Here is a 23,390-nt window from a genome sequence, read left to right on the forward strand (position 1 = left end):
ACCGGCCCTTGCCGCAGGGCGCGCATCACGAGACCGCGACATTTGCGCCCGAATGCCGCCGTGACAGCGCCGTCGAAATGGGCTAATCCCAATTCCTGAAACGCAAAGCACATCACGGGACGATTCACAGATGGCTGAACACAAGCACGGCTCCATGGACATCACCGAGCACGAGAAGACCTTTGAAGGGTTCGTAAAGGCGTCGACCCGCGTGGTCATCGTCTGCATCGCAATCGCGATCTTTCTGGCGGTCTTCAATTCCTGATCTGACATCATCTTGGGGGTGACGTGATGGGACTGCGTTCCATATTTCTGGTCGCAGCCGCGGCCCTTTCCTTGGCCGGTTGCGCCGAAGTGGGCTCTGGTCCGGACTCGACGCCTGAACAGGCGGCGGCGGCGGCCTATCGCGCCGGGCCACCCTACTCGATCACCCTTTACACGATGATCAACAACCGCACCAATTCCGGGGCGCATACCTCGATGATGATCAATGCGCCGAGCCAGCGGGTGGTCTTTGACCCCGCAGGCTCGGTGCGCTTTACCGGCGTGCCCGAGGTGGGCGATGTGCTGTATGGCATCACGCCCCAGGTGAAGCAGATGTACGAATCGGCGCATGCCCGCGTGACCTATCGCGTGCAGATCCAAGAGATCTCGGTGCCTGCCGAGACGGCGGAGATGGCGCTGCAACTGGTTCAGCGCGAGGGCACGGTGGCCCCGGCAGCCTGCACGTCATCGACCTCGCGCATCCTTGGGCAGTTGCCGGGCTTCGGCCAGATCAGGTCGGTGCTCTATCCCAACAAGCTGGCGGAGCAATTCGCGCAATTGCCGGGCGTGCAGACCCGCGTGCTGCGCGAGAATGACAGCGATGACAAATCGCTGGCGATCAACCAGATGGAAGCGGCCACCGGTCAGTAAGGCCAATAGGCCGCGCCGATCATCACCGCAGCCCCCGCGCCCATGGCCGCGTAGAGGCTGCGGGTCACATACCCACAGACAAAGGCCAGCGCGGCGGCGCCAAGGCGGACCGGATCGGTTTCGCCGCCCGTCGCCTTGGGCCAGACCACCAGCGGGGCGACCAGCGCGGGCAGCACGGCCACGGCGGTGTAACGCAGGTGGCGCAGCAGCCAGTCGGGCATCGTGCGGTCGCCGACCAGCCCGAGGAACACAAAGCGCAGCCCGAACGAGCCGATGCCAAGGCCGAATATGATAAGCCAGAGCGGATAGGCGTCGGTCATTGCAGGGCTCTCCGCTCCAGTTCGGCACCGGCGATCATGCCGGCAAGCGCGGCGACGATCAGGCCGAGATTCCACGGCAGTCCGGCGCAGGCGAGGGCGACAAGCGTCGCCGTGAGCGCCGCCCCACGATGCGCCCCCGTGCGCAGGGCGGGCGCGATCATCGCGATGAAGGCGATGGGCAGCACGAAATCGAGTCCCAGTTCCTGCGGGATCGCTTCGCCGACCCAAGCGCCGGCGAGGGTGAAAACGTACCAAGGCGGACAAATCGGCACCACGACCCCCATGAAATAGGCGAATTTCTCGGCGAGTGTCTGGTCGGGGTGCTTTTCGAAGTCGAAGGCGGCGCTGGCATAGGTCTGGTCAACGAGGAAATAGGCGACGAGCGCGCGCTTCCACAGGGGCAGCCGGCCGAGATGCGGGGTGATCGAGGCGGAATACATCGCCATGCGCAGGTTCACGGCCAGCGCCGAGACGAGGACGACCAGCGTCGGCGCGTTTTCCGACATCAGCTGGATGGCAGTGAATTGTGCCGCTCCGGCGATCACGACGACCGAGAAGGAGAGGGTTTCGAAGATATCCAGCCCGGCCTCGGTGGCGATCACGCCAAAGAGCGTGGCGAACGGGGCGATGACCATCAGAAAGGGGAAGCCGTCGCGCAGACCTCGCAGGAAGGCGGACCGGGTGGAGGCATGTGGCATGTGGGCAGCTCTGCTTGGACGCGTGGCGGGCGGGTTGGTCGGTTTGGGTCATGGGCCGGCGGGTGGCACTGTTCCGGCTTCGCCGAAAAGCGCCCACCCGCCAGCCCATATGTGGTGCGGTCGGATGTGGCGTCGTCAGTCGAACGTGCCGGCGACCCGACCCAGCAGCATGAAGGCGCGCGATGTGCGGGTCGCGGCGAAGGCACTGATTTCCTCGTCCGTCGCGTTCGGTTCGAAGGCCGCGAATTGCTGGTCGTAGCGGCGCAGGAAATGATGCGCGGCATCGCGGAAGATCGGGTCCTGCTTCATCCGTCCGGTCGCCAGCGCCAGCGAGGACCGGTCGCGCACGCCACCCAGCGCCGCGATCTCGCGCCCCCGGGCGCCCTTGGCGAAGGCGCGCCACGTCTCGGGTCGGGCCAGTTCCGGGCGCAGGTCGTCCATGTAGATACCTTCCTGCGAGAGCAGGGTCAGGATGTCCTGCGAGGCCTGGATCAAGCGCGCCGCCTGCCGGTCTTTCAGCGCGCGGCGCAGGGCGGCAAAGCCCGCCTCGTCCTCGGCGGTTTCCGGGAAGTGCAGCGCGCTGATGAAATCGGCGTTCGACAAGGGCGGTTGCAGCGCCTCCGCCGGTGTTCCCAGCGACAGGGTCGGTTGATCGTCTGCGGCGGCGGCGACGGGTTCGGCATAGCCCTCGGCCTGCCGGACGCCGCCCAGCATGGCCAGCGTTGCCTCCAGCCCCTTTTGCGCGGCGGAGATGTCGTCGAGACGTTTCATCAGCATTGGATGCGGCGGCTCCCCCTTGCCGGCCTGAGCCTGCGCGACATAGGCCTGACGGATGGCGTCGATCGCCGCTTTCAGGCGGGCGCTTTCCTCGCGCATGATCTGGGCCGAGCGCACGGTCAGCGCCGCCACCCAGATCAGCGCCACCGGCAGGGCGATGACCATAAGCAGCAGCAGGAACCGCAATCCCTGCGCCTCGTCGCCCCCGCCCATCAGCGCGTAGCCGCCGGACAAGCCGAGCCACAGCACCGTGGCCACGGTCGCGGCCAGTTCGATCACGGTGAAGCCGCCGCTTTCGAAACGGTCGGTCAGCCCCAGAGGGCCGGGGCGGGGAGGCGTGCGGTCGGCCATGACAAAGCCAGTCTGCTGGGGTTACTTGTAGGTGATCGAGAGCACTTCGTAGGACTTCTCGCCACCGGGGGTGCGGACCTCGACGCTGTCGCCTTCTTCCTTGCCGATCAGGGCGCGGGCGATGGGCGACTTGATGTTGAGCAAGCCCTTTTCGACGCTGGCCTCGTGTTCGCCGACGATCTGCCAGACCTTTTCCTCGTCCGTGTCCTCGTCGACCAGCTTGACGGTCGCGCCGAATTTGATCGGGCCGGAGAGGGTGGTGGGGTCGATGACCTCGGCCAGACCGATCACGCCTTCGAGTTCCTTGATGCGGCCCTCGATGAAGCCCTGCTTTTCGCGCGCCGAATGATACTCGGCGTTTTCCTTGAGGTCGCCCAGTTCGCGCGCTTCGGCGATGGCCTGAATGACCGAGGGACGCTCGACCGATTTCAGGTGTTTCAGTTCGGTCTCCAGCGCGTTGAAGCCCGCGCGGGTCATCAGGATCTTTTCCATTCTCATGCCCTCATTGCAAAAGGGGACGGCGCCAGAAAGGGCCGTCCCTGCCGGGTGTTTTTCTTACCTGACCCAAAGGGGGTGTGGTTTGCAAGGGGCAACGCGGGGGAGAGCGCGGGAAGTGTGGCGGTTTGGCGGGGTTTTGCCCGGATGGGGGCTTTGTGCGGTCCTGCTGGCGGGCGCTGAGGTCGTGCAGGGCCGTGTCATGTCGTAGCGCTCGCCGACGAAGGCTTTGGTCTCATCCACCTCCGTGCAGCTTGAGGGCTGGTCGTCGTAGGCTCCGAAGGGGCGGTAGCTGCGGAAAACCCATGCTTTGCAAATATCTATTCTGAATACTTGCTAGGCCTGACTGCACTGAAACGATCTATCCACCCGGTTTCATCAACCAGTTCACCCGCGAGTCCGTCGGACAATTCTCTCACTGGAATGTCGTTTCCTCCTTGCCGCAAAGAAATGATTTCAAAGCATCCCTCGTCACCATCAGAGTAGTGTTCAAAAGCATGCAGTAAATAGAATAAGCTCATATCAATGGCCATCAATGCCATCTCTTTAAGCTTGTCCTTCTCTGAGACGTCGGTTGACAAGAAAAATTCCACGGCTTGGCGATACATTGGAGGTGATGTGCCATCAAGAATTTTCTCGATTTCATCGAACACCGGATCCCGCGCCCTTTTTACGACAAGTCGGCCAAAGTTATCTAGTTCAGTCATTGTATGCCCGAATATGGAAGGTGTGTAGGTTGGTATACACCCATTTGGCGGAAAGACGAAAGTTACGCAGCGGTCATGCCGCGCGCGACTGAGCGTAAGATGCTGCTTGAACCATAGCTTCGACTGAAATGCGATTCTGTTCAATCATTGTGTTTGGCCTGGCTGAGCATTCCCAAAGCCGGGTCCATGTGAGCTGAGCGTTGAGATAGTACAGTTCCGCGTCCATGTCGTAGCGCTCGCCGACGAAGGCTTTGGTCTCATCCACCTCCGTGCAGCTTGAGGGCTGGTCGTCGTAGGCTCCGAAGGGGCGGTAGCTGCGATTTGACATCAAATACATTGAGGTGGACGGCAGTTGTAGAGTTGGCAATTCGCTATGTTCCATTACTCGGGGCTCGCAACGATACGTCTCCGGATATCATTTCGTAAAATGCTCGGCAGGCATCCTCTTCCCTTTCAAATAATGCAAGCGCGTTTCTATTGCCCCTCTCAAAGTAGAAGGTCTTCCACTCACCGGACTCAAAAATAATGCAATAAGACTCATTTTTCTCGCCATCATTGAGTGAAAATGCCCTGCGGTCTAAATTGGAAACTTTTAGGTGCTCCGCAAGTTCATTTATATTCATCTGTCGATACCCACTGAGCTAGCCTTCAATTTTCAATTGCGAGACAGTATCTTACCATGTCTCAACGGCGTCGATCCCTTGCCCGCACTTTCAGGAACTTGTTCCGGATGGCAACTAAATTCTGTAGTCCAAATCCGACATGGCCATTTCGATTAATTCGAGCGTATCTTCAAGACCCTTTCTATCGGACGGGTTTTCATCCGAAAACCTATCCATCCAACGCTTGATCAATGGAATATTCGGACGGCAGCCCCCGAATTGTATAGGTAGGTCCAATAGAGATACTCCGGGATATGCAAGCGCATCCCAGTGGCGCTCAACCAAATCTTCGACGATTTCAATCGCTCTTGCCGGCTCGCCGAATCTCACCAGCCAAAGCACGGCCGTTCGTCGCTTGTGAAACTCTTCGGCTTCATTGTAGACCAAGCCTTCAGCCGCGTGCTGGGTCAAATCAGGGAGGCTGACATACTTCATTTTCACGTTACGAGTTTCCCTTCTCCGGCCATGATCCCTTAGGTAGCCTTCAATATTTAATTGCGAGACAGTATCGGGTAACTTGTCCTGCATTCCAAGGCCAATTTTATTGAAGGTGGGAGATGCCGGGCCCGCTTGGACCGTCAACGGCTTGACCGGATCGAGTGCGCATGACTCTATTCAGCTCCGGATGCGGCGCGGTATGCGAACCAAGCTTACAAATGGCTCTCAGCAAGGTACGTCGAATAGACCTCCGCGACTTCCAGCACAGACACTACAGATGTTTCCAGCTGCTCTTTGGTAGCCTTCGAATTTTTTGGACAAATATCCAGGGCTCCTATCCCCAATAGTTTCAGCGGATCAAAATCGGCAACACATTTGCACCCGTCATAGACCTGCATGGAGAAAGATACATAGGAGATACCGGAGTTCCTGAAATGCAAATACACCAAAATAGAACCAATCCTTTCGGTAGGAAAATCCTTTTTGAAGCAAGCTGAAATCTCGCCGCCTTGGGGGGCAATTTCTATTTCGTATTCGGGCAGGTGAAATTTTTTCATCGCCAAGTCTAGTGCTGATATCAAATCATCTTTTTCGAAACCCGTGCCGGGTTTCATATGACCAAGGGGCGCGCTTGTTCCAAACAGGCGGTCTAGAGCTTCATCGCGCACAGAACGAAAGCTCTTTGAGTAGGGCGTGTTCCACGTGCCATCCTTTTGCAAGTTGCCTCTGAAGGTCTCAGCAATTTTATCCGGGATGCAATCTGATGGCGCGCCAATCCTTTTGAGCGTTTTTATCGTAATAATTTTGATCAACTTCACGAGGAAGTTATTCTCAAACTTGTCAGAGGTGAAGAGGAACCGAGTGGCCAGTTCAAGATCCTTTGTTACTGTCTCAGTTGCGTACATACTTAACCTATTTTGGGATCGGAAGTTTGAGGCCAGGCAGCATTATTGGTGGCGGGTTGTTGGCTTCGTACCCGACTATGTTCGCTTCTGTCCACGCTGCAAACTCATTGTTCGACACCATTCCACCGGCAAAGTCATAATGCGGTTCTGGTTCGTCGGCTTCTACATCATTCTATCCCTAGATCGCGCGCACTCACCGTGCCCGGGTGAACTGGTCGTCAAGGTCGCAGAGGAAGGCTTTGGTCTCGGCCTCTTTGGGTAGCGCGCGGGCTGTTCCCTTTAAGCGCTGATCCGGATGCTCTCGCCCCAAACACCCCCAAACCGCCATAGGACGCGCCAATCTCGCCGTTTTCGACCCATGTAACGCCGTGTTGCAATTGACCCTTGCTGCGCTGCCGCGCTACTCAGTCGCGAAACATTCTTGCCCCACCGAGGAGGACCGGCATGGCCGAGATAGACCGCGAGTCGATGGAATATGATGTGGTGATCGTGGGCGGCGGCCCGGCTGGCCTGTCCGCCGCGATCCGGCTCAAGCAGCTTGACCCCGATCTACAGGTCGTCCTGCTGGAGAAGGGCTCGGAGATCGGGGCGCATATCCTGTCGGGCGCGGTGCTCGACCCGTGCGGGCTGGATGCGCTGATCCCCGACTGGAAAGACAAGGGCGCGCCGCTGAACGTGCCGGTCCGCGAGGACAATTTCTACATGCTGGGGCAAGAGGGCAAGGTCCGCATCCCCAACTGGCCGATGCCCGGCCTGATGAACAACCACGGCAACTACATCGTCTCGATGGGTAATGTCTGCCGCTGGATGGCCGAGCAGGCCGAGGAACTGGGCGTCGAGATCTTCCCCGGCATGTCCTGTTCGGAACTGGTCTATGGTGAGAATGGCGAGGTCAAGGGCGTCGTCGCGGGCGTGTTCGGCCTTGAGGCGGACGGCTCCTATGGCCCGAACACCGAGCCGGGCATGGAGCTGCTGGGCAAGTATGTGTTCCTCGCCGAGGGCGTGCGGGGGTCCCTGTCCAAGGAAGTGATCGCGAAATACGACCTGCAAGCCGGGAAAGAGCCGCAGAAATTCGGCCTCGGCATGAAGGAAATCTGGGAGATCGACCCGGCCAAGCACAAAGAGGGCACCGTGACCCACACGATGGGCTGGCCGCTTGGCTCCAACGCGGGCGGCGGGTCGTTCATCTATCACCTTGATAACAATCAGGTCTATGTGGGCTTCGTGGTCCACCTGAACTACGAGAACCCCTACCTGTTCCCCTACATGGAATTCCAGCGCTTCAAGCATCACCCGATGGTCGCGGAACTGCTGGAAGGCGGCAAGCGCGTGGCCTACGGCGCGCGGGCGATTTCCGAGGGTGGCTGGCAGTCCATGCCCAAGATGGTCGCGCCGGGTGTGGCGCTGCTGGGCTGTTCCGTCGGCATGGTCAACGTGCCGCGCATCAAGGGCAACCACAACGCGATGCTGTCGGGCAAGGCGGCGGCGGAGGCGGCCTATGCCGCGATCAAGGCCGACCGTTCGGGCGATGAGCTGTCCGATTACGAGACCGAAGTGCGCGAGGGCGCGATTGGCAAGGACCTGAAGCCCGTCCGCAACGTCAAACCGATGTGGTCCAAGTGGGGCCTGACGGCGTCCTTGGCCTTTGGCGGGCTCGACATGTGGACCAACTCGCTGTTTGGCATGTCGCTGTTCGGGACGCTGAGCCATGGCAAGAACGACGCGGACGCCACCGGCAAGGCCAGCAAGTTCGAGCCGATCGACTATCCGAAACCCGATGGCAAGCTGTCCTTCGACCGTCTGACCAACGTGGCGTTCAGCTTTACCAACCACGAGGAAAGCCAGCCCGCGCATCTGCGGCTGAAGGACGTGCACACGCCGACCGTGGTCAACCTCAAGCAATATGCCGGGCCGTCCCAGCGCTACTGCCCGGCGGGCGTGTATGAATTCGTTCAGGAAGAGGGCAAGGATCCGCGCTTTGTCATCAACTTCCAGAACTGCGTCCACTGCAAGACCTGCGACATCAAGGACCCCAGCCAGAACATCACATGGACGGTCCCGCAGGGCGGCGACGGGCCGAATTACCCGAACATGTGACCGGGTGTAGTCCAACCGGACCACATGATCGCAGGTACGCAGGCCGCTTCGGGCAGACACCGAACGGCCTGCGCCCATGACGCCGACATCCTCAAGGCGTTTTCCCCGCTCGGGGACGACGCGACAGACTGTCTCGACAGCTATGCCACGCGCTACGGCGTGAATGTGTCGGGCATGCTCTGGTCTTTCCACGACAATGCGAATGAGCCGCCTTTCGCGGAAACCGCTTGGCCCCATAGGCCGGACGGCAGAGAACTGAACCGCACTGCCATCACGCCCCAAATGCTCGCTGATGCCGCGAACCAAGGCGTCTGGCCGCTCACATACCCGGATCACGGGCTCCGCAATCGTGGACCGAGGTTCTGGATCATCCCGGCGCTTGCCGTTCTAGCCTTGATCCTGATGAACATCCTGTCGTGATCGCAGCCACCCGCCAGCAAACCGATTTTGTGACAGGTGGCCCAATCGACTATTAACGTTAACCTTACGTTAAGTCCCGGTTGCAAGCATGGTTGCCGGGGCTTTTTGCAAAGGAGGCGACGATGAAATGGCGTGCTGATCGGTATCCCAGCGGTTGGGCCATGGATGTGAATTGTTCAGGCGGGGAGTTTCCCGTGAAGGTCGTGAATGTCAGCACCAGCGGGCTGAAATTCTCGGGCGATGTGCAGGCTGGCGTGGACGATCCCGTGCGATTCCGCGTCTTGGGGCAGCGCATCGGCGCAAAACTGGCGCGGCGCGACACCAAGGGCGGCGCATTGAAATTCGACCGCGCCCTGACACCGGCGCAACTGGCGACTCTGCGGCAATTCCGGTCGATGGGCGGCGTCTGGTAACCTCGCTTTGACCGGATGGTCGATTGCCTTGCCCGGCCCGGCGCTCTAGGCTTTCCCCGAACGATGCAAGGAGACGGGCAAGTGACAGCTTTGGCACGGATTTTGGGCGTAGGTCTTTTGACGGTGAGTCTGGCGGCGCCCGCCACGGCAAACGGCATCGCCGGATCCTACCTTGCGGCGCGGCAGGCAAGCTTTCTTGGCGATTTCGAAAGCGCCGCCTTTTATTATGGCCGTGCGCTGGCCTTTGACCCGGGCAAGCCCGAGCTTCTGGAGCGCGCCATCATCTCCAACATCTCGCTAGGCGACATGACGGATGCGGCGGCGCTTGCGCGTCAATTGGGGCAGCGCGGATTTGCCTCCGAACTGGCGCAGATGGCCATCCTCGCCGAGGAAGCGGGCTCGGAAAACTACGCCACCGTGATCGAGATGATCGACAGCCAGAAGGGCGTCGGCCTGCTGGCTGACGGCCTCGTCAAAAGCTGGGCCGAACTGGGGCGCGGCGATGTCGGCGCGGCGATGAACGCCTTTGACGAAGTCGCGCGAATCGATGGTCTGGGTGGCTTTGCGAGCTATCACAAGGCCTTGGCGTTGGCCTCTGTCGGCGATTGGGACGGGGCCAATTCCCTGTTTGCCGGTGATACCACCGGCGGCATGAGCAACACCCGCCGCGGCGTCATGGCCCGGGCCGAGATCCTGTCGCAGTTGGATCGCAACGAGGATGCGCTGGCGCTGCTGGAACAGTCCTTCGGGGTCGATCTCGATCCCGGTCTGTCGGCGATGCAGGCCCAGTTGCAGGCGGGCGAGACGCTGCCCTTCACTCATGCCCGCTCGCCGCGCGACGGGATTGCCGAGGTGTTCTACACGCTCGCGGGCGCGCTTTCGAATGAACGCAACGACGACCTGACGCTGCTTTATTCGCGCACGGCCGAGCATCTGCGCCCCGATCATATCGACGCGCTGTTGCTGTCGGCCGAGGTGCTCGAGGATATGGGCCAGCACGATCTTGCGGTGCAGACCTATGCCCGCGTGCCGCAGGACAGCTATGCCTTCCATGCCGCCGAGTTGGGCCGGGCAGAGGCGTTGCGCGCGCAGGACAAGGCCGCCGAGGCCATCGCCGTGCTGGAGGCACTGACTGAAAGCCATGGCGACTTGCCGGTGGTCTGGACAACGCTGGCCGACCTGCAGCGCAGCGAACAGAATTTCGACGCGGCCATCGCCGATTACACCCGCGCGCTCAGCCTTTATTCCGAGATCACGGAACGCCAGTGGTTCCTGTATTACGCGCGCGGCATCAGCAATGAGCGCGCCGACAACTGGCCCGAAGCCGAGGCCGATTTCCGCCGCGCGCTGGAACTGAACCCGGATCAGCCGCAGGTGCTGAACTACCTTGGCTATTCGCTGGTCGAGAAGAAGCTGAAGCTGGACGAGGCGCTGGACCTGATCGAGCGCGCCGTCGCGGCGCGGCCCAATAGCGGCTACATCGTCGATTCCCTCGGCTGGGTCCTGTACCGTCTTGGCCGCTACGAAGAGGCGGTGCCGCACATGGAGCGCGCCGCCGAACTGATGCCCATCGACCCGGTGGTGAATGACCATCTGGGCGACGTCTACTGGTCGGTCGGGCGCTACCGCGAGGCCGAGTTCATGTGGAAGCGCGCCTTGTCCTTCGTCGATTGGGAAGACGCCGCCGCCGAGGCCGATCCCGAGGCGATCAAGCGCAAGATCGAGGTGGGTCTCGACGTCTACCGGTCCGAACAGGGGCTGCCGCCACTGGAAAGCGCGAATGCCGCCGAATGAGGTCTTTGCCCCGGCAAAGATCAATCTGACGCTGCACGTGACCGGGCAGCGGGAGGACGGCTATCATCTGCTCGACAGCTACGTGATGTTCGCGGATATCGGCGACCGGGTGTTTGTCGAAGCGGCGGACGAGATGTCGCTGACCGTGACTGGGCCCCGTGCGGCAGGGGTGCCGGATGACGCGCGCAACCTGTGCTGGAAAGCGGCTGAATTCTACGGGGCGCGCGCTGCCATCACCCTCGAAAAACATCTTCCCGCCGCGGCCGGCATTGGCGGCGGGTCCAGCGACGCGGCGGCGGTCTTGCAGGGGTTGGAGCAGGTCTATGGCCGTCCGGCGCCTCTCGATACCCTGCCGCTTGGCGCGGATGTGCCGGTCTGCATGGTGGGCCACGCGGCGCATATGGCGGGCATCGGCGAGCGCGTGCTGCCCCTGTTCACCGAAGTGCCCATGCCCTGCCTGCTGGTCAATCCCGGGGTCGAGGTCTCGACACCGGAGGTCTTCGGGCGCTTGGCGCGCAAGGACAATCCGCCGATGGAGCCATGGCCGGAGGGCGGCGGCAACGCCGCGGCGCTCGACTGGTTGGCGCGGCAGCGCAACGACTTGCAAGCGCCTGCATTGGCGGCGCAGCCGGTGATTGCAGAGGTTCTGGAGGTCCTCGATGCCTTGCCTAGCGCGCGTCTGGCGCGCATGTCAGGCTCTGGCGCGACCTGTTTCGCACTGTTCGACACCTTCGACGAGGCGGAAGCTGGGGCACGGGCCGTGGCAAGCGCGCACCCGGATTGGTGGGTCGAACCCTGTCGCTTGCGCTGAGCTCGGGTAGGATGGGTGATCACCCATCCTACTTTCAGGAGACGCGCTCGATCACGTAATCGTTCACGCCGATCAGCAGATCGCGCAATTCGCTCGGCGGGAAGCCTTCCATCGCGGCCTTGGCCTTGGCGGACCACGCCAGCGCCTCAATCCGGGTCGCCTCCAGCGCGCCATGCCTGTTCAGCAAGTCCATCGCCGTCTCCAGATCGCCCTCGCGTTGGTCGCCCTTTTCGATCACCCGCTTCCAGAACGCGCGCTCGGCCTCGTCGGCCTTGGCAAAGGCCTTGATCAGAGGCAGGGTCAGTTTGCGCTCGCGGAAGTCGTCACCGACATTCTTGCCGGTCGCGTCACCCCCCCAGTAATCCAGCAGATCGTCCACGATCTGAAAGGCGATCCCCAGCGCGTCGCCATAGTCGAACAGGGCCTGCACCTCGGCATCCGGGCGCCCGGCGATCACGCCGCCCACCTCGGTCGCGGCGGAAAACAGCGCCGCCGTCTTGCCGCGCACCACTTGCAGATAGATATCCTCGGTCGTCGAAAGGTCCTGCGCGGCGGTCAGTTGCAGCACCTCGCCCTCGGCAATCGTCGCTGCGGCATCGGAGAGGATGTTCAACACCCGCAGGTTGCCCGGCTCTGTCATCAACTGGAACGCGCGGGCAAACAGGTAATCGCCCACCAGCACGCTGGACTTGTTGTCCCAGAGCAGGTTCGCCGTGGGCCGCCCGCGCCGCTTCGCGCTTTCGTCGACCACATCGTCATGCAGCAGCGTCGCAGTGTGGATGAATTCGACCGTCGCGGCCAGTTTGACATGGTCCGCGCCGTCATAGCCGCAAAGCCGCGCCGCAGCCAGCGTCAGCATCGGGCGCAGGCGCTTGCCCCCGGCCTCGACCAGATGCGCCGTGACTTCGGGGATGCGGGGCGCGTGTTTCGACGCCATGCGTTCGCGGATCAGCGCGTTGACCGCGTCCAGATCCTCGGCGAGGACCGTTGCGAGGCGTTCATGCGGCTTCTGGCGGCTTTCGTCCAAGCTCATCTGGCTCCCCGTCTCTCGACTTTCCGTCGAATGTATTCTTAAGTCCGTCTCATGGAAGAGCTTTTGCGCACCAATGACATCACCTTGATCCCGCTGGCCCGGACCCTTCTGGACGGGGAGGGTATAGTCAGCTTTGAACTGGACGTAAATATGAGCGTTCTCGAAGGCAGCATCGGCATATTGCCGCGCCGCCTGATGGTTCGGTCGGACGACCTCGCGCGGGCGCGCCGCGTGCTGTGGGAAAACGGGGTCAAGTTTGAGGCTTGATCCGTTTGCCGAGGCCGACCTGACTTGTGATGCCATGCTGGGTGGCCGGGTGATGATCCGCCAACCGCGGGTGGGCTATCGCGCGGGGACCGACCCGGTGCTGCTGGCGGCTGCCTGTGACGCGAAGCCGGGTCAGACCGTGCTGGAGCTGGGCTGCGGCGCGGGACCGGCCTTGTGCTGTCTGGGGGCGCGGGTGCCCGGGGCGATCCTGTCGGGGATCGAGCTGCAACCCGCCTATGCGGAACTCGCCCGTCGCAACCTCGCCGAGAACGGCTTGCAAGGGACGGTTTGGGACGGGGATGTTGCCGATCCGCCGACCGCCTTGAAGCAGTTCAGCTTTGACCATGTCATCGCCAACCCGCCCTATTTCGAACCGTCACGGGGCTTGACGGCGCAGGATGGCGGGCGCGGGATCGGGCGATCGGGGGAAACGCCCTTGGCCGACTGGGTTGCCATGGCGGCCCGGCGGTTGAAGCCGCGTGGCCACGCGCTGTTCATCCAGCGTGCCGAACGCCTGCCGGAGCTTCTGGCGGCCCTGTCCGGATCGCTGGGGGCGCTGGAGCTTTTGCCACTGATCCCGAGGCCCGGTCGTCCGCCCCGTCTGGTGCTGGTGCGGGCCCGCAAGGACGGTCGCGCACCCTTTCGGTTCCATGCGGCTGAGGTGATTCACGCCGACGCGCCGCATTGCGACGGCAGCGACAATTACTCGGACCGCTTTCGCGACATCATGGTGAACGGTGCTGGATTACCGTTCTCGGCATGAACCCGCCTTTCAGACGTATTTTCTTGATAAATCGGTCACCCATTTTGCACGTGCCGCGTGACAGAACGATGACAATGTGTTGCACTGGTGGTGCTTAATCCGATGATAGGAGGATCGAAATGAGCTTGAGTTCGCACCTGCAAGAACTGAAGAGAAAACATAACTCCCTGTCGACCGCCGTGGAAGAGGCGCAACGCGCGCCCGGCACTGATGACTTGCACATCGCGGACCTGAAAAAGCGCAAACTCCGGATCAAGGAAGAAATCGAGCGCGTATCGGCCCAACTGGCCTGATACCTCGACGCAGTCCAGCGCGCGGGCCTGTCCCATCCGGGGCAGGTCCGTTTCGTTTTGGGCGCAGCGTGGTCCCGGGCCGGACCCGGGACCTTCTGGCCCGCGCCGATCAATCGGCAATCGGCTCCAGTGTTTGTTCCAGCCGGTCGCGCAGGTGGGCGAGCTGGCTCGGCAGCTTCAGCGCCTCACCCAGATGGGCCCTGTCCTCGTCACGGTCGAAACCCGGCTCGTTGGTCGCCACCTCGAACAGAACCCCGCCGGGGGTGCGGAAATAGATCGCCCAGAAATAGTCTCGGTCGATCACCGGCGTCACCTGATAGCCGGTATCCATCAGCGCCTTGCGCACCTCGGCCTGCGTGTCGCGGTTGTCGACGGAGAAGGCGACGTGATGCACGCTGCCCGCGCCCTGATCCGCCGGGGCGGCGTCGATCTCGGTGATGTCGATGACCTGCGCCGCGTTGCCGCCGGGCACCCGGAACCGGGTGACGTTGTCTTCGCCCGCCTCGCGGTCATAGCCCATGAAGCCCAGCAATTCCGCCGTCGCGGCCGCGCCGCGCGGGTCGAGCCGCATGTCGACGGAATGAAAGCCGCGAATGGCCACGTCCTCGGGCACATCCGCCACCCACGGGGCGCGGTCATCGTCGGTTTCCACCAGCGCGAACCCGTCGCCATCGGGCCCCTTGAAGATCAGCCGCTCTTCGCCGAGGCGGGTGGTGCGGATCATGCCAGCGGTGCCGTGCCCGGACAGGCGGGCTTCCCAATAGGGCAGGGCGCCCTTGGGTACCGCGAAGGAGGTGGTGCCGACCTCGCCTGTGCCGGGGCGGCCGGGGCCTGCATCGGGGAAGGGGAAATAGGTCATCACGGTGCCGGGCGTGCCCAGCTCGTCGCCGTAATAGAGGTGATACACCTCGGGGCGGTCGAAATTGACGGTCTTCTTGACCCGGCGCAATCCCAGCGTGCGGGTGAAGAAGGCGTTGTTCTCCTGCGCGCCGGAAGCGAGCGAGGTGACATGGTGCAGACCGTTGATCTGGGTGAGCATGGCGCGTCTCCTGTTGTCTGCACCACGATATAGCGCGCGCAGGCGTCAGGAAACGGGCGGGGCCGCGTGGGTTTGGTGCGAATTTGCACAGTTGGGATGGGGACGGCGCTGTTCTCGCTTTGCTCGAAGGCGCCCCGCCCACCATCCCCGGCGGCGGGGGCCCGGTGCGCGGTCATGGAAAAGCCCCGGCCGTGAAGCCGGGGCTGAGCGTGAGACCCCGGGTCAAGCCCGGGGCGCGAGGGGCACATCAAACGAAGAACTGCGCGCCGTTGGCGGAGATCGTCGAGCCGTTGATGAAGCCCGCATCGTCGGAGGCAAGGAAGGCCACGCAGCGCGCGATTTCCTCGGGCTCGCCGAGACGGCCTGCGGGGATGCCCTTGATGATCTTTTCACGCACGGATTCGTCGATCGCCATGACCATCTCGGTCGCGATGTAGCCCGGGCAGATCGCGTTGGCGGTGATGCCGAAGCGCGCGCCTTCCTGTGCCAGCGACTTGACGATGCCCAGATCGCCCGCCTTGGTCGCGGCATAGTTGACCTGACCGGCCTGACCCTTTTGGCCGTTGATCGAGGAAATCACGATCACGCGGCCGAACTTGCGGTCACGCATGCCGTTCCAGATCGGGTGCACGGTGTTGAACACGCCGGTCAGGTTGGTGCCGATGACCTCGTTCCACTGTTCCGGGGTCATGCGGTGGAACATGGCGTCGCGGGTGATGCCCGCATTGGCGACAACCACGTCGATCGGACCCAGATCGGCCTCGACCTGTGCCAGACCCGCTTTGGATTCCTCGTAATCCGCGACGTTCCACTTGTAGGTCTTGATGCCGGTGGCCTCGGTAAAGGCGGCGGCTTTCTCGTCATTGCCGGCATAGGTCGCGGCGACCTCGTAACCTTCGGCTTTCAGCTTTTTCGAGATGGCCTCGCCGATGCCCCGGCTCCCGCCGGTCACTAGTGCTACTCTCGCCATGGTGTCCTCCGTTTGGCAAATCGTCTTTGTAATGTTGTTACCGTGTTGCGCGCATGTGCGCAACAAAGTTACCCGTCAAGATATCGGCGGGCGTCTCTCTCTCCCTGGGCCCAGGTGTCGCGCAGCTTTTGCGGATCGGTGAAGTCGATCTTGTCCGCAGGCGTTTCCTGACTGGGCGCGATGTAGTGGCGGCCGTCCACCTCGGGCAGCCGCGTGTAGTCGCGTGTCAGCAGCACCATCGTGACCCCCTCGTCCGGGTCGGGCAGCGGGGCCTGATCGGCCATCCCGCCATCGACAACCCGCCGATCCTGCCAGAGCGGTGGCTCGAAGACCGGGGGGATCACCGCAGCGGCGTTCACCAGATCGGTCAGCTTGCCCGCGCGCGCCGCGGCGTTGGCGTCGACAAGGTGCGAGTCCAGCCCCATTTTCTCGGCCCAGCCGAAATGCGGGGCGTTCTTCACGTGCAGCTCGGCCTCGTAGGCGGCGGCCAGCGCCGTCCCGGTCAGGGTCGGCAGCCCGGTCGAGGGCGGATGCGCGATCAGGATCTGGAACTGCGGACCGTCCGCGATCCTGTCACAGGCGGCCTTGTCCAGAACCTCGGCGACCACGTTGCAATACAGCCGCTGATGCGGCGTGATGCCGTCCTCGTCCGGATCGAACAGGCCGAGATTGCTGTCGCGTTGCGCAAAGGCGTCGCACATCGTGTCCAGCAACCGCCGTTCCACATCCGCCACCCAAGCTGCGCCCGCCAAAGCGCCACCGGACACGCCGGTGATGCGTTTGGGCGCGAGCCTGCGGGTCTTTTCCAGTTCGGTCAGGAAGCCGCCCTGCCAGAAGCAACGCAGCCCGCCGCCGGAAAACACGATCTGTTCGGGGTCTTTGGGGATCATGCGAAAACGGGTCCCGAAGGACCCGTCCCTGTGCCGGTGATTACGGGCGTTCGAGGCACATGGCCACGCCCATGCCGCCGCCGATGCAGAGGGTCGCGAGACCCTTTTTCGCGCCGCGACGCTTCATCTCGAACAGCAGGGTGTTCAGGATGCGCGCGCCGGATGCGCCGATCGGGTGGCCGATGGCAATCGCGCCACCATTGACGTTCACGACCGCCGGATCCCAGCCCATGTCCTTGTTCACGGCGCAGGCCTGCGCGGCAAATGCCTCGTTGGCTTCGACCAGATCCAGATCCTCGGGCTTCCAGCCAGCCTTTTCCAGAGCCTTGCGCGAGGCGTGGATCGGGCCGACACCCATGATCGACGGGTCGAGACCGGCGGTGGCGTAGGAGACGATCCGCGCCAGCGGCTCGATCCCGCGACGCTCGGCCTCGTCGGCGGTCATCAGCAGGGCACCGGCGGCACCGTCATTAATGCCCGACGCGTTGGCCGCGGTCACAGAGCCGTCCTTGGTGAAGGCGGGGCGCAATTTCTGCATCGCTTCCATCGTGGCGCCATGGCGGATGTATTCATCCTTGTCGACGATGATGTCGCCCTTGCGGGTCTTGACGGTGAAGGGGATCACCTCGTCGTCGAACTTGCCGGCCTTCTGCGCGGCCTCGGCCTTGTTCTGCGATGCCACGGCGAATTCGTCCTGCATCTCGCGGGAGATCTGCCACTTCTCGGCGACGTTCTCAGCGGTCTGGCCCATGTGGTAGCCGTTGAAGGCGTCCCACAGACCGTCGCGGATCATCGTGTCGATATACTTGACGTCGCCCATCTTGTGACCGGCGCGCAGATGCGCGGCATGGGTCGAGAGCGACATGTTTTCCTGACCACCGGCGCAGACGATGGCGGCATCGCCCAGCTGGATGTGCTGCGCGGCCAGTGCGACGGCGCGCAGGCCCGAACCGCAGACCTGGTTGATGCCCCAGGCGGCCGACTCGATCGGCAGGCCGGCATTGACATGCGCCTGACGGGCCGGATTCTGCCCCTGTGCGGCGGTCAGCACCTGACCGAGGATGGTTTCGGAAACCTCGCCCTTCTCGATGCCGGCGCGGGCGACCAGCGCCTCGAGCATGGCGGCACCCAGATCATGTGCGGGGGTGGTCGCGAAGGACCCGTTGAAAGAGCCCACGGCAGTCCGTGCAGCGCTTGCGATAACGACGTTGGTCATAAGTATCCTCCTGGCCCAAGCGTGTATGCCGAGGCATACCGTGATTCCGCGACTTGCGAAACCATTCCCTTCTCGCCTGTCATGTTGGAGGGGTAAACCATTCTGCGCTGCAGCGAAAGCGGCAGTGTGTCTCAGGCTTGACGTATGGTCAGGCTTTCTGGCGCTGCGCGTCCGGGCGCCAAGCCGGTGTCACGGTCGGCGCCGCGTATAGATAGCCTTGCAGGCAGTCGACCCCGAGGGCCGCCAGCGTCTGCGCCTCGGCCAGCGTCTCGACCCGTTCGGCGACGGTATACATGTCGAACTGCTCGGCGATCTTGACGATTGCGCCGACCAGCACCTGATTGTCGGGGTCGTTCTCGATGCCACGGCTGAAATCGCCGTCGATCTTGAGGATGTCGAAGCTGAAATCCTTGAAATGCCGCAGCGCCGTGTAGCCAGCCCCGAAATCATCCATGGCAAAGGTGATTCCCTTGGATTGCAGGTCGTTCATGAAAGTGACGACCAGTTCCGGGACCGTCATCGCCGAGGTCTCGGTGATCTCGAGGATCAGCCGCTCGGCCACGGTCGGGTCCTGCTGCAAGCCACGCTGCAGCGTGCGCCCCCACTTCTTGTAGCCGATGGACCGGGCCGACATATTGATCGCAAGGCGCAGCGACGGATAGTGCGCCAGTTCCGCCAGCCCCTTTTCCAGTGCGATGCAATCCAGCATGCGCCCCTGTTCGGTGTTCTCGACCTGACCGATGAACTCCTTGGCGGGAATGATGCGCCCGGTTTCATCCAAAACGCGCAGCAGCCCCTCATGGAAGGCGACGGTGCGCGGGTCATGCGCCAGAAGCACGGGTTGGAAGGCAAGCGTGACCTGCCGGTGCTGAATGGCGCGGTTCACCATGTCCATGATGTTCGAATCCCGCGCGGCGACAGCGTGGTCCAGCGCGTTGCGCGCACCGTGTCCGAAATCGTTGTTCACCCGGGTCATAACGGTCGCTCCTTCACATCCCGCATGCCGTTCTGCGCCTCTTCGCTTAAACATTTGTTAAAGCCGCGAATCGTCAAAAATTGTCTGAAACATTCGGCGGCGCGGCAGAGCGCTTGACTCTGCCGGGATCCCCCGTATAAGCGCGCCTTCATTGGTGTTGGTGGCCCCCGCAAGGGGATGCCTGTCAGTCCGGGTCGCCGGTTTTCCGGTCCGGGCAGAGGACAACGCCCTTCGAACTCATATGAAGGAGATCAGCCGTGACCAAACGCACGTCTGCCAAGTACAAGATCGACCGCCGCATGGGCGAAAACATCTGGGGCCGCGCCAAGTCCCCGGTCAACCGCCGTGAATACGGCCCCGGCCAGCACGGCCAGCGCCGCAAGGGCAAGATGTCCGACTTCGGTCTGCAGCTGCGCGCCAAGCAGAAGCTGAAGGGCTACTATGGCGACCTGACCGAAAAGCAGTTCCGCCGCATCTTCGCCGAGGCAGAGCGTCTGCGCGGTGACACCGGCGAACAGCTGATCGGCCTGCTGGAGCGCCGCCTCGACGCGGTCGTCTACCGCGCCAAGTTCGTTCCGACCGTCTTCGCAGCCCGTCAGTTCGTGAACCACGGTCACGTGCTGGTCAACGGTCGCCGCGTGAACATCGCGTCCTACCGTGTCAAGGAAGGCGACGTGATCGAAGTCCGCGAGAAGTCCAAGCAGATGGCAGCCATTCTGGAAGCCACCCAGTCGCCCGAGCGCGACGTGCCGGACTATCTCGACGTCGACCACAACAAGCTGGTTGCGACCTTCGTGCGGACTCCGGGCCTTTCCGACGTGCCTTACCCGGTCGTCATGGAACCGAACCTGGTCATCGAATATTACGCGCAGAACTAAGGCTCTGTGCCCCGAATGCGAAAGGCCGCCTTCCGAGGCGGCCTTTTTCGTTGGTTTGCCTGCCACGCAAAGAAAAACCGCGTCCCGGATGGCGGGGCGCGGTTTTCGCTGGTCTGGACCTGTATGGTCGGCGTCAGAGGTACATGACGTCGCCGAAAACGTGCTTGACGATGTCGTCACGCTTGAGGCCACGCGCGGCCAGTTCGGCGTCGGACAGGGCCTGCAAGGCCTCGACGCGCTTCACGCGGCTGTTCGATTCGGCGATGTTGACCATGGCACGGATGAAACCGTCATAGAGGTTGGCAAAGAAGTTGCCGTGCGGCGCTGCCGCAGTTTGGATATGAGCCATTTGGATGTCTCCTTGGGTAAATAGGTTACCCTCCCTGACCCAATATCTATGCTGCGGCGCGGCATCGCGCCAGTGGCAAGAGCGAATACCCGCGTTTTCACAAATGCATAGCTCTGTGAACGGTTTGGAAAGAAATGGGCGGGAGACCCGGGGGTCTCCCGCCTGACCGAAAGAAAACGTGCCTTGAAATGGGTCGGTACATGAGGTCGCAGGCGGCAAGAACTTTCCGCGTGGACATGCGCCCGGGGGGACGCTGTGGCCTTGTGCAGGGATTCGGTGACAGGAGCGTGACGCTTTGAGGCCATGCCCGGCACTCTGCGCGCCGCGCGAAATGCGGGACAGGCGGGCTTGATCCGAATGCAGGCTTGCGCTATACGCGCGCCTGTCGGAACGGCGATCAACGCCGCAGCACAAAGATCGAGCAGGGTCGGGACTTACCGGCCCTCTTTGTTTTGCGTCCGCCCGACGACCAAGCCAGTCCACGGCAAGCGTGGACACCCTCCCAAGACCGGTGGAGACAACCACCCGGCCGGAAAACCGATGAAAAGGAATTGAACGCCACATGGCAAACGCAACTATGGAAGAATTCGAAGCGCTTCTTAACGAAAGCCTCGAAATGGACACCCCCGACGAGGGTACCGTCGTCAAAGGCAAGGTCATCGCCGTCGAAGCGGGCCAAGCCATCATCGACGTGGGCTACAAGATGGAAGGCCGCGTTGATCTGAAAGAATTCGCGAATCCCGGCGAAGCGCCCGACATCAATGTCGGCGACGAGGTCGAAGTCTACCTTCGCGCCGCCGAGAACGCCCGTGGCGAAGCCGTCATTTCCCGTGAAATGGCCCGCCGCGAAGAAGCCTGGGACCGCCTCGAAAAAGCCTATGCAGACGATGCCCGCGTCGAAGGCGCGATCTTTGGCCGCGTCAAGGGTGGCTTCACCGTCGATCTCGGCGGTGCCGTGGCCTTCCTGCCCGGCTCCCAAGTTGACGTGCGCCCCGTGCGCGATGCTGGCCCGTTGATGGGTCTCAAGCAGCCGTTCCAGATCCTGAAGATGGACCGTCGCCGTGGCAACATCGTCGTGTCGCGCCGCGCGATCCTCGAAGAGTCCCGCGCCGAACAGCGCGCCGAGGTCATCGGCAAGCTGCAAGAAGGCGACGCGGTTGACGGCGTGGTCAAGAACATCACCGAGTACGGCGCATTCGTCGATCTGGGTGGCGTCGACGGCCTGCTGCACGTCACCGACATGGCATGGCGCCGTGTGAACCACCCGTCGGAAATCCTGTCGATCGGCGAGACCGTCAAGGTCCAAGTCATCAAGATCAACAAGGAAACCCACCGTATCAGCCTCGGCATGAAGCAGCTGCAGGAAGATCCGTGGGATCTGGTTGGCGTCAAGTATCCGCTGGGCTCGGTCCACAAGGGTCGCGTCACCAACATCACCGATTACGGTGCGTTTGTTGAGCTGGAAGCCGGTGTCGAAGGTCTGGTCCACGTCTCCGAGATGTCCTGGACCAAGAAGAACGTGCACCCCGGCAAGATCGTGTCGACCTCGCAGGAAGTCGACGTCATGGTTCTGGAAATCGACCCGACCAAGCGTCGCGTGTCGCTGGGCCTGAAGCAGACGCAGCGCAACCCGTGGGAAGTCTTCTCCGAGACCCACCCCGAGGGCACGCAGGTCGAAGGCGAAGTCAAGAACATCACCGAATTCGGTCTGTTCATCGGCCTCGAAGGCGACATCGACGGCATGGTTCACCTGTCCGACCTGTCCTGGGACGAGCGCGGCGAGGAAGCCATCCAGAACTACCGCAAGGGCGATGTGGTTCAGGCGGTTGTCTCCGAAGTCGACATCGAGAAAGAGCGTATCTCGCTCTCGATCAAGGCTCTGGGCGGCGACAAGTTCGCGGATGCGGTTGGCGGCGTGAAGCGCGGCTCGATCGTGACCGTCGAAGTGACAGCCATCGAAGATGGCGGCATCGAAGTGGAATATGAAGGCATGAAGTCCTTCATCCGCCGCTCCGACCTGTCGCGTGACCGTGCCGAACAGCGCCCCGAGCGTTTCTCGGTCGGTGACAAGGTCGACGTCCGTGTCACCAACATCGACTCCAAAACCCGCCGTCTGGGCCTGTCGATCAAGGCACGCGAGATCGCCGAAGAGAAAGAGGCCGTGGAACAGTACGGTTCGTCGGACTCGGGCGCATCGCTGGGCGATATCCTTGGCGCAGCGCTGAAGGGCGACAACTGAGCCTGAGCGCCTGCGAATGTCAGACAATTGTCTGACATTTAAAGGTCTGACACTTGAGACCCCCGCCTGATTGGCGGGGGTTTTTCTTTGGGTTATTTGGCTCGCATCGGGGCGCGGTTTTTGCTCTGTTGGTCCCTGAGTGATGTCAGGGGGGGTCCGATGAAACGATTCTATGGTGCCGTTGTCGGAGCGCTGCTCGCAGGGGCGGCACAGGCGCAGGACGGGCCGCCGCCGGGCGGGACGGACCTGATCATGAAGGCGGTGACGGTGCAGGGGCAGAACCAGTTGCGCGGGCGCTACGGCTCGGCCTGGGAGGCGGGGGAGGTGCGCGACGAGGCGGCGAAGACCTGCGCCGACAACGGCATGCGCATGATCTATTTCAAACCGGGTAAGACGGACAGCAAGGGCCGCACGGAATTCGCCGCCGTCTGCAAGTGATCCCGGGCGGCGGGGGCCAGCCCCGCCCTGCGATCAGGCACATGCATCGCGGCAGATTGGCACGCCGCGCCCCCCGAATCGCGGGTGGCATCGCCGCGGTGCGGCATCACCCATGCGCGGGCTGCACTGGCCGGAATCGGCAAGGAAGCGTCGGAAATCCGCGCAAACTGCTGCAAGACTTGAATTTTCCAGCGAGTTCATGTTTCCGTTTTGAAAAACCCATGCGTATAGTTCGC

General features: G+C 62.4%; 28 protein-coding genes. 13 read left to right on the top strand and 15 right to left on the bottom strand.

Features of this window, described 5'->3' with window-relative positions; translation table 11 throughout:
• The first annotated feature begins 130 nt into the window (after nt 1–130).
• On the top strand, nt 131–265 hold the full coding sequence (locus D8Z78_RS11070; protein ID WP_121630196.1) for an aa3-type cytochrome c oxidase subunit IV: 135 nt from the start codon (nt 131–133) through the stop codon (nt 263–265).
• A gap of 26 nt (nt 266–291) precedes the next feature.
• On the top strand, nt 292–915 hold the full coding sequence (locus D8Z78_RS11075) for a hypothetical protein (protein ID WP_121630197.1): 624 nt from the start codon (nt 292–294) through the stop codon (nt 913–915).
• Here the strand turns inward: D8Z78_RS11075 and D8Z78_RS11080 are convergent.
• The 8 genes from D8Z78_RS11080 to D8Z78_RS11115 all read right to left on the bottom strand — a co-directional run bounded on the left by D8Z78_RS11080 (nt 909) and on the right by D8Z78_RS11115 (nt 6,268).
• Nucleotides 909–1,235 (bottom strand): AzlD domain-containing protein, encoded by a 327-nt coding sequence (locus D8Z78_RS11080; RefSeq protein ID WP_121630198.1) that lies wholly within the window; start codon nt 1,233–1,235, stop codon nt 909–911. The two genes, D8Z78_RS11075 and D8Z78_RS11080, sit on opposite strands and share 7 nt — an antisense overlap.
• Nucleotides 1,232–1,933, bottom strand: a complete 702-nt coding sequence (locus tag D8Z78_RS11085; RefSeq protein WP_121630199.1) for an AzlC family ABC transporter permease — start codon at nt 1,931–1,933, stop codon at nt 1,232–1,234. Before D8Z78_RS11085 ends, D8Z78_RS11080 begins: the two co-directional genes overlap by 4 nt.
• A gap of 135 nt (nt 1,934–2,068) precedes the next feature.
• Entirely contained in the window at nt 2,069–3,061 is a 993-nt protein-coding gene (locus tag D8Z78_RS11090; protein WP_121630200.1) for a hypothetical protein, read from the bottom strand.
• Nucleotides 3,062–3,082: 21 nt separating this feature from the next.
• Complete coding sequence (gene greA / locus D8Z78_RS11095) at nt 3,083–3,553, bottom strand: transcription elongation factor GreA (protein ID WP_121630201.1); 471 nt, start codon at nt 3,551–3,553, stop codon at nt 3,083–3,085.
• A gap of 323 nt (nt 3,554–3,876) precedes the next feature.
• Nucleotides 3,877–4,263 (bottom strand): hypothetical protein, encoded by a 387-nt coding sequence (locus D8Z78_RS11100; protein WP_128910768.1) that lies wholly within the window; start codon nt 4,261–4,263, stop codon nt 3,877–3,879.
• A gap of 73 nt (nt 4,264–4,336) precedes the next feature.
• Nucleotides 4,337–4,645, bottom strand: a complete 309-nt coding sequence (locus D8Z78_RS11105) for a hypothetical protein (protein ID WP_121630203.1) — start codon at nt 4,643–4,645, stop codon at nt 4,337–4,339.
• A gap of 355 nt (nt 4,646–5,000) precedes the next feature.
• The gene (locus D8Z78_RS11110) at nt 5,001–5,453 is read right to left on the bottom strand and encodes a hypothetical protein (RefSeq protein ID WP_128910769.1); all 453 of its coding nucleotides are present in this window, start codon (nt 5,451–5,453) and stop codon (nt 5,001–5,003) included.
• 122 nt (nt 5,454–5,575) lie between these two features.
• A complete protein-coding gene (locus D8Z78_RS11115; protein ID WP_121630205.1) occupies nt 5,576–6,268 on the bottom strand; it encodes a hypothetical protein in 693 nt (230 codons plus the stop codon).
• A 444-nt stretch (nt 6,269–6,712) separates the two neighbouring features.
• Between D8Z78_RS11115 and D8Z78_RS11120 the strand changes: the two genes are divergently transcribed.
• The 5 genes from D8Z78_RS11120 to D8Z78_RS11140 all read left to right on the top strand — a co-directional run bounded on the left by D8Z78_RS11120 (nt 6,713) and on the right by D8Z78_RS11140 (nt 11,803).
• A complete protein-coding gene (locus D8Z78_RS11120; RefSeq protein ID WP_121630206.1) occupies nt 6,713–8,365 on the top strand; it encodes an electron transfer flavoprotein-ubiquinone oxidoreductase in 1,653 nt (550 codons plus the stop codon).
• 24 nt (nt 8,366–8,389) lie between these two features.
• On the top strand, nt 8,390–8,785 hold the full coding sequence (locus tag D8Z78_RS11125) for a DUF1493 family protein (RefSeq protein ID WP_121630207.1): 396 nt from the start codon (nt 8,390–8,392) through the stop codon (nt 8,783–8,785).
• Between the two features lie 122 nt (nt 8,786–8,907).
• Complete coding sequence (locus D8Z78_RS11130) at nt 8,908–9,198, top strand: hypothetical protein (protein WP_121630208.1); 291 nt, start codon at nt 8,908–8,910, stop codon at nt 9,196–9,198.
• Nucleotides 9,199–9,279: 81 nt separating this feature from the next.
• Nucleotides 9,280–10,992 carry a tetratricopeptide repeat protein gene (locus D8Z78_RS11135; protein WP_338064682.1) on the top strand — a complete coding sequence of 571 codons (1,713 nt, stop codon included), beginning with the start codon at nt 9,280–9,282 and terminating at the stop codon, nt 10,990–10,992.
• Nucleotides 10,979–11,803, top strand: coding sequence for a 4-(cytidine 5'-diphospho)-2-C-methyl-D-erythritol kinase (locus tag D8Z78_RS11140; RefSeq protein WP_121630210.1), 825 nt, complete (start codon nt 10,979–10,981; stop codon nt 11,801–11,803). The genes D8Z78_RS11135 and D8Z78_RS11140 overlap by 14 nt, the downstream gene beginning before the upstream one ends.
• 34 nt (nt 11,804–11,837) lie before the next feature.
• On the opposite strand, the gene D8Z78_RS11145 is transcribed toward D8Z78_RS11140, so the two are convergent.
• A complete protein-coding gene (locus tag D8Z78_RS11145; protein ID WP_121630211.1) occupies nt 11,838–12,836 on the bottom strand; it encodes a polyprenyl synthetase family protein in 999 nt (332 codons plus the stop codon).
• Between the two features lie 51 nt (nt 12,837–12,887).
• On the opposite strand from D8Z78_RS11145, the gene D8Z78_RS11150 reads away from it, so the two are divergent.
• The 3 genes from D8Z78_RS11150 (at nt 12,888) to D8Z78_RS11160 (ending at nt 14,159) form a co-directional block, all read left to right on the top strand.
• Nucleotides 12,888–13,103 carry a putative signal transducing protein gene (locus D8Z78_RS11150; protein WP_121630212.1) on the top strand — a complete coding sequence of 72 codons (216 nt, stop codon included), beginning with the start codon at nt 12,888–12,890 and terminating at the stop codon, nt 13,101–13,103.
• Nucleotides 13,093–13,866, top strand: coding sequence for a tRNA1(Val) (adenine(37)-N6)-methyltransferase (locus D8Z78_RS11155; protein WP_240672092.1), 774 nt, complete (start codon nt 13,093–13,095; stop codon nt 13,864–13,866). The genes D8Z78_RS11150 and D8Z78_RS11155 overlap by 11 nt, the downstream gene beginning before the upstream one ends.
• Nucleotides 13,867–13,985: 119 nt before the next feature.
• Nucleotides 13,986–14,159 (top strand): YdcH family protein, encoded by a 174-nt coding sequence (locus tag D8Z78_RS11160; protein WP_121630213.1) that lies wholly within the window; start codon nt 13,986–13,988, stop codon nt 14,157–14,159.
• A gap of 109 nt (nt 14,160–14,268) precedes the next feature.
• On the opposite strand, the gene D8Z78_RS11165 is transcribed toward D8Z78_RS11160, so the two are convergent.
• The 5 genes from D8Z78_RS11165 to D8Z78_RS11185 form a co-directional block, all read right to left on the bottom strand.
• Nucleotides 14,269–15,198 (bottom strand): VOC family protein, encoded by a 930-nt coding sequence (locus D8Z78_RS11165; RefSeq protein ID WP_121630214.1) that lies wholly within the window; start codon nt 15,196–15,198, stop codon nt 14,269–14,271.
• A 247-nt stretch (nt 15,199–15,445) separates the two neighbouring features.
• On the bottom strand, nt 15,446–16,168 hold the full coding sequence (gene phbB / locus D8Z78_RS11170) for an acetoacetyl-CoA reductase (RefSeq protein WP_121630215.1): 723 nt from the start codon (nt 16,166–16,168) through the stop codon (nt 15,446–15,448).
• A 68-nt stretch (nt 16,169–16,236) separates the two neighbouring features.
• The gene (locus tag D8Z78_RS11175) at nt 16,237–17,058 is read right to left on the bottom strand and encodes a patatin-like phospholipase family protein (RefSeq protein WP_121630216.1); all 822 of its coding nucleotides are present in this window, start codon (nt 17,056–17,058) and stop codon (nt 16,237–16,239) included.
• A 40-nt stretch (nt 17,059–17,098) separates the two neighbouring features.
• Complete coding sequence (locus tag D8Z78_RS11180) at nt 17,099–18,274, bottom strand: acetyl-CoA C-acetyltransferase (protein WP_121630217.1); 1,176 nt, start codon at nt 18,272–18,274, stop codon at nt 17,099–17,101.
• Between the two features lie 148 nt (nt 18,275–18,422).
• The gene (locus D8Z78_RS11185; protein WP_121630218.1) at nt 18,423–19,250 is read right to left on the bottom strand and encodes an EAL domain-containing protein; all 828 of its coding nucleotides are present in this window, start codon (nt 19,248–19,250) and stop codon (nt 18,423–18,425) included.
• 257 nt (nt 19,251–19,507) lie between these two features.
• Here D8Z78_RS11185 and rpsD point away from each other — a divergent pair, with 257 nt between their 5' ends.
• Nucleotides 19,508–20,128 (top strand): 30S ribosomal protein S4, encoded by a 621-nt coding sequence (rpsD, locus tag D8Z78_RS11190; protein ID WP_121630219.1) that lies wholly within the window; start codon nt 19,508–19,510, stop codon nt 20,126–20,128.
• A gap of 133 nt (nt 20,129–20,261) precedes the next feature.
• Here the strand turns inward: rpsD and D8Z78_RS11195 are convergent, their stop codons facing one another.
• A complete protein-coding gene (locus tag D8Z78_RS11195; RefSeq protein ID WP_121630220.1) occupies nt 20,262–20,477 on the bottom strand; it encodes a DUF1127 domain-containing protein in 216 nt (71 codons plus the stop codon).
• A gap of 562 nt (nt 20,478–21,039) precedes the next feature.
• On the opposite strand from D8Z78_RS11195, the gene rpsA reads away from it, so the two are divergent.
• Both rpsA and D8Z78_RS11205 read left to right on the top strand, forming a co-directional pair.
• Complete coding sequence (rpsA, locus tag D8Z78_RS11200; protein WP_121630221.1) at nt 21,040–22,716, top strand: 30S ribosomal protein S1; 1,677 nt, start codon at nt 21,040–21,042, stop codon at nt 22,714–22,716.
• A 159-nt stretch (nt 22,717–22,875) separates the two neighbouring features.
• Nucleotides 22,876–23,154, top strand: coding sequence for a hypothetical protein (locus tag D8Z78_RS11205; RefSeq protein WP_121630222.1), 279 nt, complete (start codon nt 22,876–22,878; stop codon nt 23,152–23,154).
• The last annotated feature ends 236 nt before the right edge of the window (nt 23,155–23,390 follow it).

The organism is Tropicibacter alexandrii (assembly GCF_003667315.2).
Lineage (GTDB): Bacteria > Pseudomonadota > Alphaproteobacteria > Rhodobacterales > Rhodobacteraceae > Tropicibacter > Tropicibacter alexandrii.